Origin of the sequence: Kitasatospora sp. NPDC050543, from assembly GCF_044457565.1 — a bacterium.
In the GTDB taxonomy this organism is placed as follows: Bacteria; Actinomycetota; Actinomycetes; order Streptomycetales; family Streptomycetaceae; genus Kitasatospora.
In genome coordinates this window covers 137,558-156,727 of the sequence record NZ_JBITGZ010000009.1, presented here as the reverse complement: position 1 = coordinate 156,727, position 19,170 = coordinate 137,558, and the positions used below count along the sequence as shown (strand labels likewise).

Genomic DNA, 19,170 nt, shown 5'->3' with positions numbered 1-19,170 from the left:
ATTCGTTCACTCGCTGCGCCCGGGCCCGCGCCTCCGGTACTCCTGAGGGCGGAGGGATGTGTCCTTGATCTTCAATCGAATCCGTACCCGCAGACCGGTGCCCGCCGGCGCCTGCCCCTACGCCCACACACCGGCCGCCACCGCCGCGCCGGCCTCCCCGGCCACGGCCGCCGCCGCCGCCAACGTCGCCGGCTACACCGGCTTCACCGCCGCCAGGCCGACGGCCCGGCGGGCCGGGCACTTCACCGACCCGGCGCAGGCCGCCGACTTCGTCCGGCAGTTCCACCGCGAACAGCCCGGCGAGGGCGACCCCACCCCCCGGCTGCGCGAGGTGCTGGACGAGATCGAGCGGACCGGGACGTACGAACAGACCTACCCCGAACTCGTCTTCGGCGCCCGGCTGGCCTGGCGCAACGCCGCCCGCTGCATCGGCCGGCTGTACTGGCGCAGCCTGGTGGTGCGCGACCTGCGCCACCTCTCCTCCGCCGACGACATCGCCGGGCAGAGCTTCGAACACCTGCGGCTGGCCACCAACGGCGGCCGGATCCGCCCGGTGGTCTCGGTGTTCGCACCCGACCGCCCCGGCCGCCCGGCGGCCCGGATCGTCAACCAGCAGCTGGTGCGCTACGCCGGCCACCCGGCCGCGGGCGGCGGCTGGACCGGCGACCCGGCCGGAGCGCAGCTCACCGCCCGCGCCCGGGACCTGGGCTGGAAGTGCGCCGAGCAGCCGTTCGAGGTGCTGCCGCTGCTGGTGCAGGAACGGCCAGGGGTCAGGCCCGAGTGGTACGAGCTGCCGGACGGCACGGCCCTGGAGGTGGAGCTGACCCACCCCGACCACGGCTGGTTCGCGGAGCTCGGCCTGCGCTGGTACGCGGTGCCGGCGATCAGCGACATGACGCTGGAGATCGGCGGGGTGCGCTACCCGACGGCGCCGTTCAACGGCTGGTACATGGGCACCGAGATCGGGGCCCGCAACCTGGCCGACGCCGACCGCTACAACCTGCTGGCGGAGGTCGCCGGGCGGCTGGGCCTGGACGTCTCCAGCGAGCGCACGCTCTGGCGCGACCGCGCACTGGTGGAGCTGAACGTGGCGGTGCTGCACTCCTTCCAGGAGGCCGGGGTCATGATGGCCGACCACCACACCGAGTCCGAGCGGTTCCTCAAGCACATCGCGCAGGAGAAGCGGCTCGGGCGGCCGACCCCGGCGGACTGGAGCTGGATCGTGCCGCCGGTCTCGGGCGGGCTGACGCCGGTGTTCCACCGCTACTACGACCCGGTCGACCCCGCGCTTCGCCCGGCCTTCGTACCGCGCGAGCCCTGGTAGCGGGCGGGATGCGGCCCGCCCCGCGCCGGCCGCCGTCCAGAGCCCGCCGCCTCAGCGCGCCGCCTCGGAGCCCGCCGCCTCAGCCCGCCTCGGCGACCAGCCGCCGGTAGCGCAGGTCGAGGCCGTCGAGCAGGGCTTCCAGGCCGGTCTCGAAGGCGCCCTCGTCGATACTGCGCCGGTGCTCGGCCAGCAGGTGGGCCTCGCCGAGGTGCGGGTACTCCTGCCCGTACACCCCGGCGTCCTCGGGAAAGCCGGCCGCGAAGGAGCCGAGCGCCGAGCCGGTGACGAAGTAGCGCATCAGCGCGCCGATCCTGGTGGCCTGGCCGCGCGGCCAGCCTGCCTCGACCAGGCAGCCGAACACGGCGTCGGCCAGCCGCAGCGCGTTGGGCCGCCGGCCGGGCCCCTGGGCGAGCACGGGGACGATGCTGGGGTGGGCCGCCAGCGCGGCGCGGTAGGAGCGGGCCCAGTCCCGCAGGGCGCTGCGCCAGTCGGCGCCGGCGGTGAACATCGAGAGGTCCACCTCGCCCATCACGGTGTCCACCACCGCGTCCAGCAGCTCGTCCTTGGTCGCGAAGTGGTTGTAGAGCGAGGGCCCGCTGACGGAGAGCTCGGTGGCCAGGCGGCGGGTGGAGAGGGCGTCCAGGCCCTCGGCGTCGGCGAGCGCGAGCGCCGCCCCGACGATGCGGTCGCGGCTGAGCAGCGGGGTGCGCGGGCGGGCCATCGTCGCTTCCTCCGGTCGGGTGGGTTGATCGTCATTCTCCCAGGCGCCTCTTCACAGACCCGGCCGGGCGGGTTAGAGTCCGCATAAACTTGCACCGCTAGTTTAACGAGGTGGGCGACGCGATGACTGGATCGACTGGAATCCTCCGATGAACCTCGAACTCACCGAGGAGCAGGCCGCCGTCCGGGAACTGGCCGCCGACTTCACCGACCGCGAGATCGTGCCGTACGCCGCCGCCTGGGACCGCGCCGAGTCGGTGGACCGGGCGGTCGTCGGCAAGCTCGGCAAGCTCGGCTTCCTCGGCCTGACCATCCCCGAGGAGTACGGCGGCAGCGGCGGCGACCACCTCGCGTACTGCCTGGTCCTGGAGGAGCTGGGCCGGGGAGACTCCGCCGTGCGCGGCATCGTCTCGGTCTCGCTCGGGCTGGTCGGCAAGTCCGTCAACGCCTACGGCAGCGAGGAGCAGAAGCAGCACTGGCTGCCCCGGCTGACCTCCGGCCAGGCGCTCGGCTGCTTCGCCCTCACCGAGCCCGGCACCGGCTCCGACGCCGCCAACCTGACCACCAGGGCGGTCCGCGACGGCGGTGACTGGCTGATCACCGGCGCCAAGACCTTCATCACCAACGGCACCTGGGCCGACGTCGCCCTGATCTTCGCCCGTACCGGCGGCGAGGGCCACCGCGGCATCACCGCCTTCCTCGTCCCCACCGCCCTGCCCGGCTTCACCCGCACCGAGATCCACGGCAAGCTCGGGCTGCGCGGCCAGGCCACCGCCGAACTCGCGCTGGACGGCGTACGGGTGCCCGACAGCGCCCGTCTCGGCCCCGAGGGCAAGGGCTTCACGGTCGCGATGGCCGCGCTCGCCAAGGGCCGGATGTCGGTGGCCGCCGGCTGCGTCGGCATCGCCCGGGCCTGCCTGGACGCGGCGGTGCGCTACGCGGGCGAGCGCCAGCAGTTCGGCAAGCCCATCGCCGCCCACCAGCTGGTGCAGGAGCTGCTCTCCGACATCGCGGTGGACGTCGAGGCGGCCCGGCTGCTCACCTGGCGGGTGGCCGACCACATCGAGCGCGGACTGCCGTTCGCCACCGAGTCCTCCGTCGCCAAGCTGTTCGCGAGCGAGGCCGCCGTCCGCGCCGCCAACAACGCGCTCCAGGTCTTCGGCGGGTACGGCTTCATCGACGAGTACCCCGTCGGCAAGTACCTGCGCGACGCCCGCGTGATGACCCTCTACGAGGGCACCAGCCAGATCCACAAGCTGCTGATCGGCCGCTCGCTCACCGGCGTCAACGCCTTCTGAGCGGCCGCCGGCCCGCCGGCACCCTCCCTCGCACACCCGGATAAGGAGCCCGACGAAGTGCGTCCCGTCTATTTCGCCGCCGCCCGCCGCACCCCCATCGGGCGGCTGCGCGGCGCGCTGTCCACCGTCCGCCCCGACGACCTGTCCGCCGCCGTCCTGCGCGGACTGCTCGCCGACGTGCCCGGCCTCGACCCGGCCCGGATCGACGACGTCTACTGGGGCGCCGCCAACCAGGCCGGCGAGGACAACCGCAACGCCGCCCGGATGGCCGTCCTGCTCGCCGGGCTGCCCGACACCGTGCCCGGCGCGACGGTCAACCGGCTCTGCGCCTCCGGCCTGGAGGCCGTCACCACCGCCGCCCGCGCGATCGGCTCCGGCGAGGCGGACGTCGTGGTGGCCGGCGGCTGCGAGTCGATGAGCCGGGCGCCGTTCGTGCTGCCCCGCCCCGACGAGGCACTGCCGCACCGGATCGAGACGTACGACACCCGGCTCGGCTGGCGGCTGACCAACCCCCGGATGCACGAGCTGCACGGCGTCCTCGGCATGGGCGAGACGGCCGAGGAGGTGGCCGGCCGGTACGGCATCACGCGCGAGCGGCAGGACGCCTTCGCGCTGCGCAGCCACCAGCGGGCGGCGGCCGCGCGCAAGGACGGCCACTTCGACGCCGAGCTGCTGCCGGTGCTGCGCCCGGACGGGGTGACGGTCGGCCAGGACGAGTCCATCCGCGAGGACACCACCCTGGAGCGGCTGGCGAAGCTCAAGCCGGTGTTCCGCGAGGGCGGCACGGTGACGGCCGGCAACGCCTCGCCGATGAACGACGGCGCCGCCGCGCTGCTGCTGGTCAGCGAGCGGGTGCTGAACGAGCTCAGCCTGGAGCCGCTGGGCAGGTACGCCGCCGGGGCCTCCGCCGGGGTGCACCCCGATGTGATGGGCATCGGGCCGGTGCCCGCCACCCGCAAGGTGCTCGGGCGGCTGGGGTGGAGCGTCGAGGACGTCCAGGAGGCGGAGTTCAACGAGGCCTTCGCCGCGCAGGCGCTGGCCTGCCTGGACGAACTGGGCTTCGACCCGGAGCTGGTCAACCCGTCCGGCGGGGCGATCGCGCTCGGTCACCCGCTGGGCGGCTCGGGCGCCAGGATCCTCACCACCCTGCTGCACCGGATGCGCCGGACCGGCGCCCGGCGCGGGCTGGCGACCATGTGCGTGGGTGTCGGGCAGGGCACCGCCGTCCTGGTCGAATCGGCCTGAGGCCGCGCGCCCGGCCGGTTCGCCGTCCACCTGGTTCCTGTTGGATCCACCCGCCAGGCTCACCCCCCCCCGTCAGGTTCACCCCCCGTCAGATCCACCCGAGGGAGACATCGTCAGATGAGCAGGTTCACCGGCAAGGTCGCGGTCGTCACCGGCGCCGCACAGGGCATCGGCGCGGCCACCGCGCAGCGGCTGGCCGAGGAGGGCGCGACGGTCGCCGTGGTCGACCTGACCGCCGAGCGGGCACAGGCCACCGTGGACGCGATCACCGCCAAGGGCGGCACCGCCCGGGCGTACGGCTGCGACGTGGCCGACCACGAGGCGGTGGAGGCGGTGTTCGCCCAGGTGGTGGCGGACCTGGGGGCGCTGCACATCCTGGTGAACAACGCCGGGATCACCCGCGACAACCTCTTCTTCAAGATGCCGAAGCCGGACTGGGACGCCGTGCTGGCGGTCAACCTGACCAGCGCCTTCAACTGCAGCCAGGCCGCGCAGACGTACATGGTCGGGCAGAAGTGGGGCAAGATCGTCTCGCTGAGCTCGCGCTCGGCCCTCGGCGCCCGGGGCCAGGCGAACTACGCCGCCGCGAAGGCCGGCATCCAGGGCCTGACCGCCACCCTGGCGATCGAACTGGGCCCGTACAACATCAATGTCAACGCGGTGGCCCCCGGGTACATCGCCACCGCCATGACGGCCTCGACGGCCGAGCGCGTCGGCGCCGCCCCGGAGGACCACCAGGCCGAGGTGGCCGGGCGCACCCCGCTGCGCCGGGTGGGGCAGCCGGAGGAGATCGCCTCGGTGGTGGCGTTCCTGGTGAGCGAGGACGCCTCGTACGTCAGCGGGCAGACCCTGTACGTCAACGGCGGGGCGCGCTGACGGCGAGGACACTCGCAATGTGCTGACGTAGCATCAGGCGACCGGCCCAGGTGGAGTGTTACCTTCACCTGGGCCGGTCTTTACCTTGTCCGGTGGCCAACTGGGGTCCTCCGGTAGTACCGAATGACTATGGCATGATCATGCTCCGATCGATGGGATGACCGGACCGGCCCGACCACCACAGGCCGGCCCCTCTGTCCCAAGGAGTCCCATGGGCATCTCCCCCGCCACCGCGGGTCCCCGACGCTCCGCCACCCTCCGCGCCCTCGCGCTGCTCGCCGTCGGGGCCACCGCACTGGCCACCGGCGGAGCGGGCACGGCCAAGGTCGCCGCAGCCCGGCCGAGCGTGCACGTCCGCCCGGCATCGAGCGGCCACATCACCGCCGCCGGCCGGGCCACACCACTGCCGACCTCGCAGTGCGTCACGGACATCGGCATCCGCTGCTACTCCCCGCTCCAGTACCGCAGCGCGTACAACCTCGACCCGCTGTACCAGGAGGGCATCACCGGCAAGGGCCGGACGATCGTGATCGTCGACTCCTTCGGCTCCCCCACGATCCAGCACGACCTGGAGGTCTTCGACAAGCAGTGGGGCATCCCCGACACCCAGGTCGAGGTGGTCAAGTGGGGTGACGTCCCGGTGTTCGATCCCGCCAACCCCGAGCACACCGGCTGGGCCGGCGAGACCACCCTGGACGTCGAGTACGCCCACGCGATCGCCCCGGACGCGCACATCGTCCTGGTGGAGACCGGCGTCGCCGAGACCGAGGGGGTCACCGGCCTGCCGGAGATGATGGACGCCGAACGGGCGATGATCAAGGCCGGCCGGGCCGACGTGATCTCCCAGAGCTTCGGAGCCACCGAGAACACCTTCCCCGGTTTCGACAAGGGCGACTTCAAGTCCCTCACCGACCTGCGGTACGCCTTCAAGCTCGCCGCCGAGCGGGACGTCACCGTCCTCGCCGCCTCCGGCGACGCGGGCGCCACCGACTACCAGACCAACGGGCAGGACCTCTACCCGTACCGGGTCAACTCCTGGCCCTCCTCCGACCCGCTGGTCACCTCCGTCGGCGGCACCCAGCTCACCCTGGACGACGCCGGCAAGCGCACCGCGCCCGACAAGGTCTGGCACGACGACTACGGCGCGGCGGGCGGCGGCGTCTCCGGCGTCTTCGACCGGCCCTGGTACCAGAGCGCGGTGGCCGCGACCACCGGCAACCACCGCGGCACGCCGGACATCAGCATGAGCGCGGCGGTGGACGGCGCGGCCTGGACGTACGAGTCCTACGACCCCGCCCGGGCCGGCTGGCACCTCACCGGCGGCACCAGTGAGGCCACCCCGATCTTCTCCGGCGTGGTCGCCCTCGCCGACCAGCTGGCCGGCCACCGGCTCGGCCAGCTCAACTGGCGGATGTACGGGCTCGGCCTGCTGCCGTCGCGGTGGAGCGGCATCACCGATGTGACGGCCGGTGACAACACCTGGAACCAGGTGACGGGCTACCAGGCCGCGAAGGGCTACGACCTGGCATCCGGCCTCGGCACCATCGACGGCACCCGCTTCGTCCACGCCCTCGCCGGCCGCTGATCCACGCTGACGGTGCAGCGGAGTGGGGGGGGGGGGGGGGCGCCCGCCCCCGCGCCCCACAGCCGGGGCGACCGGCCATCGGCCATCGGCTCTGCCGCTCCGGGGTTCCGGGGTTCCGAGTGCCGCTGAGGCCGCTGCGCCGGGCGCAGGCGGCTTCCAGCAGTTCCCGCCGACGCGGGCGGGTACGGCCTTGGTCCGGATCGGGGCACCGGGCTGGTGTACTGGCACGGTCGGTTCGGTGGACGGTGCGAGTGGAGACGTGATGGCGGAGCGCGAGGTGGTCATCAGGCCGCTGGGCAGGCCCGGTGATCTGGGTTGGGTGGTGATGGCGCACGGCGAGTTCTACGCCCGGGAGTTCGGCTGGGACGCCGGCTTCGAGGCGCTCGTCGCCCGGATCGTCGCCGACTACGCCGGCGAGGAAGGCCCCGGGGCACGGGCGGCGTGGATCGCGGAGGTCGACGGGGTGCGGGCCGGCTGTGTCCTGTGCGTACCCGCGGACGGCCGGACCGCGAAGCTGCGCTTGCTGCTCGTCGATCCGGCCGCGCGCGGCCTGGGTCTGGGAGCTCGCCTGGTCGAGGAGTGCCTGGGCTTCGCGCGGGTGGCCGGCTACGAGGCGATCACCCTGTGGACCAACGACGTCCTCGGCTCGGCCCGGCGCATCTACCAGAGCTACGGCTTCGAGCTCGTCGCAGAGGAACCCCACCACAGCTTCGGGCACGACCTCGTCGGCCAGACCTGGCAGCGCCGCCTGTAGCGGTCACCCGAGGGCCACCGGGGGTCGGTCCGGCCCGGCGGTGGCAGGGGTTCGTCCGGGCGTCAGGCCGCGCGCGTCGGTGCCGGGGCGGCGTGCGGCCCGCTGACCGAGGTTCAGGTCCGCCCGGTCCGTGGCAAGCGCGAAGGGGCCGGGGCGCGCCGAGCCGGTCCGCGGCGCGTTCGACGCGCCGTCCCTGGAGGAACCGATCGTCACCGGCGGTCGTCCGGATGGTCAACGGATCATCTGTCCACCGGGAATCCTGTGCCGAAGCCTTTGCTCTTCCTCGATGTCGACGGAGTCCTCAACCCGGCGGACCCGCACCCCGGGACGGACTTCAAGGCTCACACCCTGCTCGGGTTCCGTGTCCTGCTGTCCCGTCGGCACGGTGACTGGCTGCACGAGCTGGCACGGGTGTACGAGATCTGCTGGGCCACGTCCTGGGAGGAGGACGCCAACACCCACATAGCTGCGGCGCTCGGGCTTCCGGTGCTGCCGGTGGTGCGCTTCGCCGGGTACGAGCCGCAGCCCGGGGATCCTCGCGTGCGGCTGATGGAGCTGTTCTCCGGCGCGAAGTGGGCTCCACTGCTGCGGTATGCCGACGGGCGCCCGTTCGCCTGGCTCGACGACCTCATACCGTCGCGGCTCGTACGTAACTCCCGCGTCCGGCGCGACCGGCTGCTGCTGCCCGTCGACGGGCAGCAGGGACTCGAACGCCACCACGTCGACCGGCTGCTGGCCCGGCCACCGCGTCCCGCCCTGCTGCCGGAGCTGGCCGGGCGGCTACGCCGGGCTGCGTAGCCCGACCCGAGCCTGCGACAGGGGACGTACCCCGTACCCCGTGCCGCAGCCTCGGCGGTGTCGCCGGTCCGAACCCGACCAGGGCCAGCTCCCCGCCCGCGCCGGAGGCGGGGGAGGCGCACCACGCGGCGTCGCTGACCAGGACCACCCTGCCGGTTGACCACGAGTCCATGTGGACCTGGGCGAGCGCGTCGAAGTAGATGTCGGGCTCGTCCAGCGCAGCGACGAGCAGTTCCCCGGTCCGCCACGGCGACCCGTCCGCGAACGCCCGGCTCACCAGGTGCTTGTCGCACCCGGCGCCCGGCAGTCGAACTCGCCCAGGGGGTGCAGGTTGAGCGACCATCGCGCGGGTGGCGCGTGGCCGGTGGGGCGACGCCGGAAGGGTTTTGACGCTCCATGAGAAGGTTGACCCGATCAAGTTGTCGCAGTTCTGTGACAAGCGTGTGCGAACATCCGTCCGCCTGTGCGTATTCGGAGACATAGTGTTCTCGTCATGGCACCGAACACCCCCACGGGATCCGACTCTTCAGGCACCGCCGCGACCCGGCGCGGCCGACGGCGCGGCTCACCGCTCGGTCACGCGAGCAACGGTGTGAAGTTCGTGGGTGTCAGCGTGCTCTCCGGAGTACTGCTGGCCGGTATGGCGCTGCCGGCCGTGGGCGTGCTCGGGCTGACGGCCAGGAATACCGCAGAGAGCTTCGAGAGCATCCCGGACGACTTCAAGACCCCGCCGCTCTCCCAGGCGTCCGTGATCTACGACGCCAAGGGCGGCGTGATCGCCAAGGTCTACGAGCGCGACCGCACCGTGCTGACCGCCGAGCAGATGGCGCCGATCATGCGCAAGGCGCAGGTCGACATCGAGGACGCCCGCTTCTACGAGCACGGCGCCGTCGACCTCAAGGGCGTGCTGCGCGCGATCAGCAAGAACGCCGAGAGTGGTACGACCTCGCAGGGCGCGTCGACGCTGACCCAGCAGTACGTCAAGAACGTCAACGTGGAGAAGGCCGGCGAGGACCAGGCGGCCGTCCGGGAGGCGCAGCGCAAGACCCTGGGGCGCAAGATCCAGGAGCTGAAGATCGCCATCAAGCTGGAGGAAGATCTGACCAAGGATCAGATCCTCACCAACTACCTGAACATCACGTACTACGGCAACGGCGCGTACGGCGTCGAGGCCGCCTCCCAGCGCTACTTCAGCAAGAGCAACAAGGACCTGACCATACCCGAGGCCGCGATGCTGGCCGGGCTGGTGCAGAACCCCACGCAGTACGACCCCAGGCAGCACCCGAAGGCCGCGCAGAACCGGCGCGACGTGGTGATCGACAAGCTGCTGGAGAACAAGCACATCACCCCGGACGAGGCGAAGGAGGCGAAGGCGGCCCCGCTGGGCCTGGCCTACCAGAGCCCACGCAACGGCTGTATCACCGCCACCGCCGGGACGGGCTTCTTCTGCGACTACGTCCGGCACGTGATCAAGCAGGACCCGGTCTTCGGCGCCAACGCGGCCGACCGCAAGAAGCTCTGGGACCAGGGTGGTCTGAACGTCTACACCACGCTGGACCCGGACAAGCAGGCCGCCGCCCAGAACGCGGTGAGCACCGGTGTGCGGGTGACCGACACGGTGTCGGCGGCCGCCACCATGATGGAGCCGGGCACCGGCAAGATCGTCGCCATGGCCCAGACCCGCCCGTACGGGCTGGAACCCAGCAAGAACGAGACCATGGTCAACCTCAACGTGGACGTGGCGATGGGCGGCGGCAACGGGTTCCAGCCGGGCTCGACCTTCAAGCCGATCGTCGCGGCGGCCGCCCTGGAGGCCGGGCTTCTGCCGACCCAGGAGTACCCGGCCCCGAACCGGATCGACTACCCGACGATGAAGACCTGTGAAGGCACCTGGAGGAACACCGCCAAGGGCCCGGACCGGAGCGTCCCCAACGAGTCGGCGGACGAGAAGGGGCCGTACCAGCTCAAGAAGGCGATGGCCCTCTCGATCAACACCTACTTCGTCCAGATGGAGCAGGAGATCGGCCTCTGCCCGGTGAAGCAGATGGCCAACAAGCTCGGCATCACCGCGAAGGCCAGCGGGAAGCCCCTGGAGGAGGTCCCCGCGATAGGCCTGGGCGTGGAGGAGATGAGCCCGCTGACCATGGCCAACGTCTACGCGAGCTTCGCCGCGCGCGGTAAGTACTGCGCTCCGATCGCCATCAACAAGATCACGACGGTGGACGGCAAGGACGTCAAGGTGCCGGCCGGCGCGTGCAGCCAGGCGATGTCCGAGGGCACCGCCGACGCCATCAACACCGTCCTGAACGGTGTGACGGAGCGGGGAACCGGCGCGGCGCTCAACCTTGAGAACAATCGCCAGATCGCGGGCAAGACCGGCACGTCGGACAAGAAGAAGGCGGCCTGGTTCAGCGGCTACACCCCGCAGCTGGCCACCGCCGTGTGGCTGGGCGGCCCCGCGGGCGGTGTCGAGATGAGGAACATCCGGATCAACGGCAGGTACTACACCGAGGTCTTCGGCGCCGACGGCCCGGGCCCGATCTGGCGGACGGCGATGAACCAGGCCCTGCGGGGCACGCCCAGGGTCCCGCTGCCGATGATCAACATTCCCGATCCCACCCCCAAACCCGACCCCGACGCCACCCCGACCGCCGGCACCACCCCGACCGATGGGACCACCCCTAACGCCGGTAGCACGCCGACGCGTGGCGCCGCGCCGAACACCGGTACCACCCCGACCCGCGGCACCACCCCGACCGCCGGCGCCGACCCGGACGACGCGCCGTCCCCGGACGAGGCGACGGCGGCGGCCGGTGCCACATCCCGGACACCCCGCGCGTCTCGGACACCGCACGACACCGGGAAGCCGACAGACACCGGGAAGCCGACCGACCACTGACCGGAGGCCGTCCACGTCCCTCGGCACGACCGCTGCGCTTCGGGCCGGGGAGCGGATAACGGGTGGAGGTTCGATGCGAGTGATGCCATGGTGAGCCGCATGCCTTCGCCCGCCGTCGAACAACTGCTCATCGAGCTGCACGCCTCGCTGGCGCTGCGCAAGCGTCCGGAGGATGTTGCTCAGCTCGTCCAGGACCTGCACGCCGCACGGGGAACCCGCCTTGACCAGGCCACCGAGGCGGCTCTCGCCAAGGCGGCGCAGCACTCACTGCGCAGGCTGTGGCACGGCTACACATCGATGCGGGAGGACTTCGCCCGGCCTGTCGGCGCACAGCGCCAGCTCGCCCGCGCGGCAAGCCTGTTCACGGACGTGCCGAGCCTTCCGGACGGCGCTGGGGATGACCCCGCGCAGATCGAGGCAGTGATCCGTCGCGCGGGGGGAGAGATCGCCCGTGCCTATGGACAGAACGACTTCGGCGCAGACCGACTCGACCGGGCCGAGCGTGCCGAGGCCGGACTCGGCCAGCTGTCCAAGCGCCAGTACAACAAGCGCTTCCGGCTGTTGTGCCGGATGGAGGCCAAGCTGGCGCGGCTCATCCACGAACAGCGCCGTCGCGAGGTCACCGTCACCGGTAAGGGCGCACTCGCCCACACACTGCCGTTCGAGCTGTTCGCCGCCGATCCGGACACTGCGGCCTTCATCGCGTACGTCACCGCGCGGGGCTACATGCGGAGCATCTTCACCAACGGCAGGCAGCGGCAGGTGTACGACGAAGTCGCCGGCGCCCTGTTCCAGCGGCTACTGGCGCAGCCCGAGCAGACCTGCTGGTCCGCGGTCGCGCATGTCCATCCCACGGCCGCGGTGCTGGAGCGCATGTCCGACGAGGACCTCGCTCAGCTGCTCGCCCGCTGGAACCGCTTTCTGCGCGCGGTGGCCGAGCTGTTGGAGGATGCCTGGGATCGCTGCCCTCTGGAGCGCGACACCATGATCGTGCGCCGTGGCAACGACTCGTCGACGTGGAACCAGGCTGCTCAGGCATGGAACACGGCGCGGTCGCACTGGTTCGCGCTGCTGACCGAACTGGGGCGGGTGGACGTCCTGGACCGGCTCTGCCCCGGCAAGGTGCCCCGCCTGATGGCGGCGGACGTGGCGTACTGGCACCGCATCAGCGGCGGTGGACTGCATCCGGACACCTATGTCTGGGCGGAGCTGCCGCTGCCCTGGGAGACACTCCGGGGCGAGAAGGAGTGCCCGCGCACGCTGGTCGAGGAGGTCTGCGCCCGGCACGGGGTGGACCCGGTGGCCGGCGCCTGGACCACCGCCAGGCCGTCCGTCGAGGCCGTTGCCTTTCGACGGACACCCGAGCTTGTACACGGGGTCGCCGTCGCCGACCCTCTCATGGCGAGCGCCATGCGGTCCGCAGGGATCTTCTCCGGCAAAGGCAAGCGCGCCGCCGCGCAAGAGTGGCTGTGAGCGCCAGTACGCCGTCCACGCCGGTGGGCGACCCGCCGTTCCGCGTTCCGGGTTCCGGCACAAACCAGTTGACCCACCTGTCGGCCTCAGCAAGGATCAACGCGGCGACGAGGAAGCTCTGCGGAGGAGCGCCCGGCTCTGATCCCGGGTGGACGCAGGTTCGAATCCTGCCCTCGTCGCCGTCCTGATCCTCTCCGGCTGCGGATCCCCGCCCGGCCAGGGAGATCCGACGCCTCCACGCTCGCTCCGCGATCACGATCTCGCGCGCCCGGCCGTCGTGGACGGCCCGGTCCAGCAGGACGATGCCGACGAACAGGGTGGCCGCGCCAGCCGCCTAAATCGCCGGTACCAGCCACAGGTCGGGCGCAGGGTCTCGCGCCGCCAGTCGGCCACCAGAACACGTTGGAGACCCCGAGAGCCTCTTCGACGAGCACGCGATCGGCCCGGTCGATGCCGAGCGAGCACCGCGCAGGCCGTCTCGGGCGCGCTGTCCCGATCTGCCCGACCACCGGGCTGGGGACCAGGGGCACATGAGGAGGTCTCACATCTCGGCGCGTGCTCCCGAGGCCGCCCGGGGTCCCACCGCTGCCCGCTCGCACGACCGATTGAACCAATGGTGCCTCTTGTTCGTTACTTCCTTCGTAACCGTACGCCAGTCCGATCCCCGTGCAGGAGTCATCGCACCACCATGTCCACCCAGGCCCCAGCCCGCCCCCTCCCGGTCGTCACCGTCCTCCCGAGGCCGGAGAGGTCAACGCCCGCTCAGCGGCGGCGAACCCGTCGGACGTACGGTCACCCCGGTTTGGGGAGCGGTCGGTGAGGGTCTTCGCCAAGGCCGGGCACGGCGAGGCCTCCCCGGCGGGTCGTACGGGCGGGCGCACCCGTCGGCGGCGGGTCTGGACGGGGGTGATCGCCGTGGTGGTGATCGCCGCGGTGACTGCGGGCCTGCTGTGGTGGCATCCGTGGACCCCGGCCGCCAGCCGCGGCCGGCAGAAGCCCATGGAGTTCACGACGGCCGCCGGCGGCTCCCCGCGCCTCGGCACCGGTGAACAGCTCTTGCGCTACAAGGTGCGTGCCGAGAACGGACTCAAGGAGGGCCCCGAACAGTTCGCCGCCGAGGTCGACGCGGTCCTCGGCGACGTCCGGCGCGGCTGGGCCGCGGACGGCACCCGGTCCTTCCAGCGCATGCCCGCCGACCCGGTGGACTTCACCGTCTACCTCGCCACCCCGGAGACCACCGACCGGATCTGCGGCCAGTACGGGCTGGACACCGGCGGCTGGGTGAACTGCGGTGTGGGCCACCAGGTGGTCATCAACGTCAAGCGGTGGAACGAGCTGACGGAGTACTACGCCGGCCGACCCGACCTCTACCACGCGCTCGCCGTCAACCACGAGGTCGGCCACGTCCTCGGCCTCGGCCACGTCGACTGCCCCGGTCCGGGCCTGCCGGCGCCGGTGATGATGCAACAGATCAAGGGTCTGCACGGCTGCGTGCCGAACGGCTGGCCGTTCTCCGAGACCGGCGCCCTCCTCACCGGTCCCCCCGTGCAGGCCGCCACGCCCGGCCCGTGATCGCCTCCGGGCGCACCGTTCGGCACCGGGCCCGGTGCGCGGGTCTCGGTATGAAGTGCATGAAGTACATGGCCGGCGAGTTCACGATCTGGCTGCGCACCGCGCCGGCCGGCCCGAGCGGGGCGGACTCCCCGCTCTGGCTGCTCCTTGCATTCATTCGGACCCGCGCTGGCGCGGCGAGACCAGGCGCGGTCGCGTCCCTGCAACGCCGAAGGGGCTCGGTGCGTGGCATCAGGCCTCGGGGATGCGGGTGAAGCGGGCGGCGACATGGAGGTCGGCTTCGATGTGGGCCGCGGCGGCGCGCAGTTCGGGGAGGATGTCCGTGACGCAGGCCGCCGTGGTGCGGCGGCTGCTGTGCACGGCGACGTTGAGGGCGGCGATCGTGCGTCCCGAGCGGTCGCGGACGGGGACGGCGATCGAGCGCAGGCCCTCCTCCAGTTCCTCGTCGACCAGGGCGTAGCCGTCGTGGTGGACGCGGTCGAGGAGTGAGCTGATGCGGGCGGGGTCGGTGACGGTGCGGGGGGTGAGGAGGCGGAGGTCGGCGCGGGCCAGGTGGGCTGTGCGTTCGTCCGCGGGGAGCCCGGCCAGCAGGACACGTCCCATGGAGGCGGCATACGCGGGGAAGCGGGTGCCGACGGTGATGTTGACGCTCATGATGCGTTCGGTGGCGACGCGGGCGGTGTAGCGGATGTCGTCGCCGTCGAGCACGGCGAGGGACGCCGAGTCATGGACGCGGCCGACCAGTTGAGCCATATGGGGTACGGCGATCTCGGGGAGCGTCGTACGGGAGAGCGGGGGATGGCCGAGGTCGAGCACGCGGGGGGTGAGCCGGAAGCGGCGGTCCCGCGACGTCACATAGCCGAGGTGCTCCAGGGTGATGAGGGCGCGTCGCGCGGTGGCCTTGGCGAGCCCGGTGGCCTCGGCGATCGTACTCAGCGAGAGGTCCGTCCGACCTTCGCCGAATGCGGTGATCACGGTGAGTCCGCGGGCCAGGGACTCCACGAACTCCGCGCCGAGCTCCTGCTTGGAGGCGGTGGTCCAGTGGGCGAGGCCCTTGGCGGGTTTCGCCGCCGGGGGTTCGGGCCGTAGCAGCTGGTGTTCCATCGCGGCCACGGTCTCTCGTACCCGGGGCAGGACCGCCTGCGGCAGTGACCGGGCGCTGTGCCGGCTGGTGTGGCTGACCACGCTGACCGCGCAGGCCAGCTCGCCCTGCGGATCGCGGACCGGGACGGCGAGGGCGATCAGACCGGGCTCGATGCGCTGGTCGTCCAGGGCGTAGCCGTCCAGCGTGGCTTGGGCGGCCCGCTCCTGGAAGTCCTCGAAGTCCTTGGCGGCGGTGCCTTCGGCGCGCGGTGGCACGGCGGGGAATCGGCGGCCCTCCGGGGCCATCGCCCGGCGCCCGCGCCACGCGGCCCAGTCCTCCTCCGTCCAGCACGCCACGGCGAACAGCGGCCCCGGCGCCGTGCGTTCCGCCGGCAGCAGGTCACCGATCCGGAAGGTCAGCGACATCGCGCGGCGCCGGGTGCTCTGGTGCACGAAGCGGATGCAGTCCCCGTCGGGTACGGCGAGGGAGACCGACTCGTCGAGTTCTCCGGCCAGCCGTTCGGCGAGCGGGCCCAGCCGCTGCGGCAGCCCGAGTGCGGCGAGATAGGCGTTGCCGAGCTCCATCAGCTGCGGCGCGAGCCTCGCCTCGTGCCCGTCCAGTCGCAGATAGCCCATGCGTGCGAGGGTCGCCGCGACCCGGTCGACCGTGGAGCGGGCGAGCCCCGTGGTGCGGACGACGTCGCTGAGGCTCATCCGTCCGCCCGCGTCGTTGATCTCGCGCAGCACGGTGATCCCGCGCATCAGTGGCCCCACGGCCTCGGCCGGTGCGGTGGTCGGGTCGTCTGCCGGGGTGGCTGGCATTGCTGCTCCAGGGGCGTTGACATGCGCGCCGGGTGCGCACACACTCAGGGCGGGTCAGGAATGAAGTCTAGTTCACCTGGCGAACTTTCGGAAGAGGTGGCGAAGCCCTCCATGGACAAAGTCAAACGGTCGGCCGCCGAGGCGGTCGCCGACATCCCGGATCACGCCTCGCTCGCCGTCGGCGGATTCGGTCTGAGCGGGGTGCCGAACGTGCTGATCGAGGCGGTGTACGCCCGCGGCACCACCGGACTCGGCGTGGTCTCCAACAACTGCGGTGTGGACGGCGGCGGACTCGGCATCCTGCTCGCGGCGCGCCGCATCGCCCGTGTCACCGGCTCGTACATCGGCGAGAACAAGGAGTTCGCCCGCCAGTACCTGCAGGGTGAGCTGGAGGTCGAGCTGGTGCCGCAGGGCACGCTCGCCGAACGGCTGCGCGCCGGAGGCTGCGGCATCCCCGCCTTCTTCACCCCCGCCGGCGTCGGCACCCAGGTCGCGGACGGCGGACTGCCTTGGCGGTACGCCCTCGACGGTTCGGTGGCCCTGCCGTCCCCGGCCAAGGAGGTCCGTGCCTTCGGCGGCCGTGACCACATCCTCGAACACGGCATCACCACCGACTTCGCCCTCGTGCGGGCCGCGAAGGGCGACCGGCACGGAAACCTGGTCCTCAGCAAGGCCGCCCGGAACTTCAACCCACTCGTGGCGATGGCAGGCAGGGTCACCATCGCCGAGGTGGAGGAGCTGGTCGAGCCGGGGGAGCTGGACCCGGACGCGATCCACGTACCGGGCGTGTTCGTCCAGCGGGTGCTCGCGCTCACCCCGCAGCAGGCCGTCAGCAAGGACATCGAACGAAGGACCGTACGAAGGGCGGAAGGACGCTGATGAGCTGGACACGCGAGGAGATGGCCGCGCGCGCGGCCACCGAACTGACCGACGGCTCGTATGTGAACCTCGGCATCGGGCTGCCCACGCTCGTACCGAACTTCCTTCCGGCCGGCGTGGACGTCGTCCTCCACTCCGAGAACGGGATCCTCGGTGTCGGACCGTACCCGTACGAGGACGAGGTCGACCCGGATCTGATCAATGCCGGGAAGGAGACGGTCACCATCCGTCCCGGCGCCGCGTTCTTCGACTCCGCGCTGTCCTTCGGCATGATCCGCGGCGGCCATGTCGACACGGCCGTCCTGGGAGCCATGCAGGTCTCCGCGGGCGGCGACCTGGCCAACTGGTCCGTTCCCGGAAAGATGATCAAAGGAATGGGTGGCGCGATAGACCTCGTCCACGGCGCCCGCAGGGTGATCGTCCTGACCGATCACACCACCAAGGACGGCGCCCCGAAGATCGTCCAGGAGTGCACGCTGCCGCTGACGGGCCGGGCGTGCGTGCACCGCATCATCACCGACCTCGGCGTCCTGGACGTGACGGCGCAAGGACTCGTCCTCGTCGAGACCGCTCCGGGCGTCACCGCCGAGGACATACGACAGAGGACGGCTGCGCCCGTCTCGGGCGTGTCCGTGAAGGAGCTGACATGAGCGACCGTCTGCGTGACGTGTATGTGGTGGACGCCGTTCGCACCCCCATCGGCAGGTACGGCGGTGCGCTGGCCGGTGTGCGTCCCGATGATCTGGCCGCGGGGGTGCTGGGTGCCCTGGTCTCCCGTACGCCGGAGCTGGATCCGGCCCGGATCGACGACGTCTTCTTCGGCAATGCGAACGGCGCCGGGGAGGACAACCGTGATGTGGCCCGGATGGCCGTGCTGCTCGCCGGTCTGCCGGTGTCCGTGCCCGGTACGACGGTGAACCGGCTGTGCGGTTCCGGTATGGAGGCGGTGATCCAGGCCGCTCGCGCGATCGCGGTCGGTGACGCGTCGATCGCCGTCGCGGGCGGTGTGGAGTCGATGAGCCGCTCCCCCTGGGTGATGCAGAAGCCCGAGCGTGGCTTCCCCACCGGGCATCAGCAGATGTACTCGACGACGCTGGGCTGGCGGATGGTCAACCCCCGGATGCCCGAGGAGTGGACGGTCGCTCTCGGCGAGGGCGCGGAGCTGCTCGCCGAGCGGTACGGGATCGACCGCGAGGCACAGGACGCGTTCGCCCTCGCCTGCCACCGCAAGGCCGCCCGTGCCTGGTCGGACGGCCTGTACGAGGGTGAGGTGGTGCCCGTCGACGGGGTGGACCTGGCCCGGGACGAGTGCATCCGGGACGGCACGTCGCCACAGGCACTGGCCAAGCTGAAGCCGGTCTTCCGCACGGACGGTACGGTCACGGCGGGCAACTCCTCCCCGCTCAACGACGGGGCGGCCGCACTGCTCCTCGTGGACGAGGACGGGCTGCGCGCCACCGGTCGCGAACCGCTCGCCCGTATCGGCGCCTCGGCCGTCACCGGTATCGAGCCGCAGTACTTCGGAGCGGGTCCCGTCGAGGCTGTCCGCCGTGCCCTGAGGAAGGCCGGCCGGGAGTTGGGCGAACTGGCCACCGTGGAACTCAACGAGGCCTTCGCGGCCCAGGCGCTGGCGTGTGTGAACCAGCTGCCGGGTCTCGACCCGGCCGTCGTCAACCCGCGTGGCGGGGCCATCGCCCTCGGCCATCCGCTCGGTGTCTCAGGAGCGCGGCTCACGGGCGCCGTCGCCCACCAGCTCGCCGCCGCGGGATCCGGCACCGGCCTCGCGACGCTGTGCATCGGCGTGGGACAGGGCCTCGCACTAGTCCTGGAAAGGTGACACGC

The 19,170-nt window shown here is 71.8% G+C and carries 15 protein-coding genes and 1 tRNA gene; 14 read left to right on the top strand and 2 right to left on the bottom strand.

What is annotated here, in order from left to right:
* Positions 1 to 64: 64 nt before the first annotated feature.
* The gene (locus ACIBH3_RS14285; protein WP_396312231.1) at positions 65 to 1,324 is read left to right on the top strand and encodes a nitric oxide synthase oxygenase; all 1,260 of its coding nucleotides are present in this window, start codon (positions 65 to 67) and stop codon (positions 1,322 to 1,324) included.
* Positions 1,325 to 1,403: 79 nt separating this feature from the next.
* Here ACIBH3_RS14285 and ACIBH3_RS14280 read toward each other — a convergent pair whose 3' ends face one another.
* Positions 1,404 to 2,045: a TetR/AcrR family transcriptional regulator gene (locus ACIBH3_RS14280; protein WP_396312230.1), complete on the bottom strand. Its 642-nt coding sequence runs from the start codon at positions 2,043 to 2,045 to the stop codon at positions 1,404 to 1,406.
* 148 nt (positions 2,046 to 2,193) lie between these two features.
* Here ACIBH3_RS14280 and ACIBH3_RS14275 point away from each other — a divergent pair, with 148 nt between their 5' ends.
* From ACIBH3_RS14275 to ACIBH3_RS14230, 10 genes are all read left to right on the top strand, one after another.
* Positions 2,194 to 3,342: an acyl-CoA dehydrogenase family protein gene (locus ACIBH3_RS14275; RefSeq protein WP_396312229.1), complete on the top strand. Its 1,149-nt coding sequence runs from the start codon at positions 2,194 to 2,196 to the stop codon at positions 3,340 to 3,342.
* Between the two features lie 57 nt (positions 3,343 to 3,399).
* A complete protein-coding gene (locus ACIBH3_RS14270; RefSeq protein ID WP_396312228.1) occupies positions 3,400 to 4,587 on the top strand; it encodes a thiolase family protein in 1,188 nt (395 codons plus the stop codon).
* A 117-nt stretch (positions 4,588 to 4,704) separates the two neighbouring features.
* Positions 4,705 to 5,463, top strand: coding sequence for a 3-oxoacyl-ACP reductase FabG (fabG, locus tag ACIBH3_RS14265; RefSeq protein WP_396312227.1), 759 nt, complete (start codon positions 4,705 to 4,707; stop codon positions 5,461 to 5,463).
* Positions 5,464 to 5,674: 211 nt separating this feature from the next.
* Positions 5,675 to 7,048, top strand: coding sequence for a S8 family serine peptidase (locus tag ACIBH3_RS14260; RefSeq protein WP_396312226.1), 1,374 nt, complete (start codon positions 5,675 to 5,677; stop codon positions 7,046 to 7,048).
* Between the two features lie 262 nt (positions 7,049 to 7,310).
* Positions 7,311 to 7,802 carry a GNAT family N-acetyltransferase gene (locus ACIBH3_RS14255; protein ID WP_396312225.1) on the top strand — a complete coding sequence of 164 codons (492 nt, stop codon included), beginning with the start codon at positions 7,311 to 7,313 and terminating at the stop codon, positions 7,800 to 7,802.
* 261 nt (positions 7,803 to 8,063) lie between these two features.
* A complete protein-coding gene (locus ACIBH3_RS14250) occupies positions 8,064 to 8,600 on the top strand; it encodes an HAD domain-containing protein (protein WP_396312224.1) in 537 nt (178 codons plus the stop codon).
* Positions 8,601 to 9,093: 493 nt separating this feature from the next.
* A complete protein-coding gene (locus tag ACIBH3_RS14245; protein WP_396312223.1) occupies positions 9,094 to 11,499 on the top strand; it encodes a transglycosylase domain-containing protein in 2,406 nt (801 codons plus the stop codon).
* Positions 11,500 to 11,598: 99 nt separating this feature from the next.
* Positions 11,599 to 12,972 carry a hypothetical protein gene (locus ACIBH3_RS14240; protein WP_396312222.1) on the top strand — a complete coding sequence of 458 codons (1,374 nt, stop codon included), beginning with the start codon at positions 11,599 to 11,601 and terminating at the stop codon, positions 12,970 to 12,972.
* Between the two features lie 106 nt (positions 12,973 to 13,078).
* A tRNA-Gln gene (locus tag ACIBH3_RS14235) sits at positions 13,079 to 13,151 on the top strand.
* 637 nt (positions 13,152 to 13,788) lie between these two features.
* Complete coding sequence (locus ACIBH3_RS14230; RefSeq protein WP_396312221.1) at positions 13,789 to 14,544, top strand: DUF3152 domain-containing protein; 756 nt, start codon at positions 13,789 to 13,791, stop codon at positions 14,542 to 14,544.
* Positions 14,545 to 14,775: 231 nt separating this feature from the next.
* Here the strand turns inward: ACIBH3_RS14230 and ACIBH3_RS14225 are convergent, their stop codons facing one another.
* Positions 14,776 to 16,449, bottom strand: a complete 1,674-nt coding sequence (locus ACIBH3_RS14225; RefSeq protein ID WP_396312220.1) for an IclR family transcriptional regulator C-terminal domain-containing protein — start codon at positions 16,447 to 16,449, stop codon at positions 14,776 to 14,778.
* A 111-nt stretch (positions 16,450 to 16,560) separates the two neighbouring features.
* Between ACIBH3_RS14225 and ACIBH3_RS14220 the strand changes: the two genes are divergently transcribed.
* Genes ACIBH3_RS14220 through ACIBH3_RS14210 form a run of 3 tightly spaced genes read left to right on the top strand, consistent with a single transcriptional unit; the run spans position 16,561 to position 19,165 of the window.
* Positions 16,561 to 17,328 carry a CoA transferase subunit A gene (locus ACIBH3_RS14220; protein WP_396312219.1) on the top strand — a complete coding sequence of 256 codons (768 nt, stop codon included), beginning with the start codon at positions 16,561 to 16,563 and terminating at the stop codon, positions 17,326 to 17,328.
* The gene (locus tag ACIBH3_RS14215) at positions 17,328 to 17,978 is read left to right on the top strand and encodes a CoA transferase subunit B (protein ID WP_396312218.1); all 651 of its coding nucleotides are present in this window, start codon (positions 17,328 to 17,330) and stop codon (positions 17,976 to 17,978) included. The genes ACIBH3_RS14220 and ACIBH3_RS14215 overlap by 1 nt, the downstream gene beginning before the upstream one ends.
* Positions 17,975 to 19,165 carry a thiolase family protein gene (locus ACIBH3_RS14210; protein ID WP_396312217.1) on the top strand — a complete coding sequence of 397 codons (1,191 nt, stop codon included), beginning with the start codon at positions 17,975 to 17,977 and terminating at the stop codon, positions 19,163 to 19,165. The genes ACIBH3_RS14215 and ACIBH3_RS14210 overlap by 4 nt, the downstream gene beginning before the upstream one ends.
* Positions 19,166 to 19,170 lie beyond the last annotated feature (5 nt).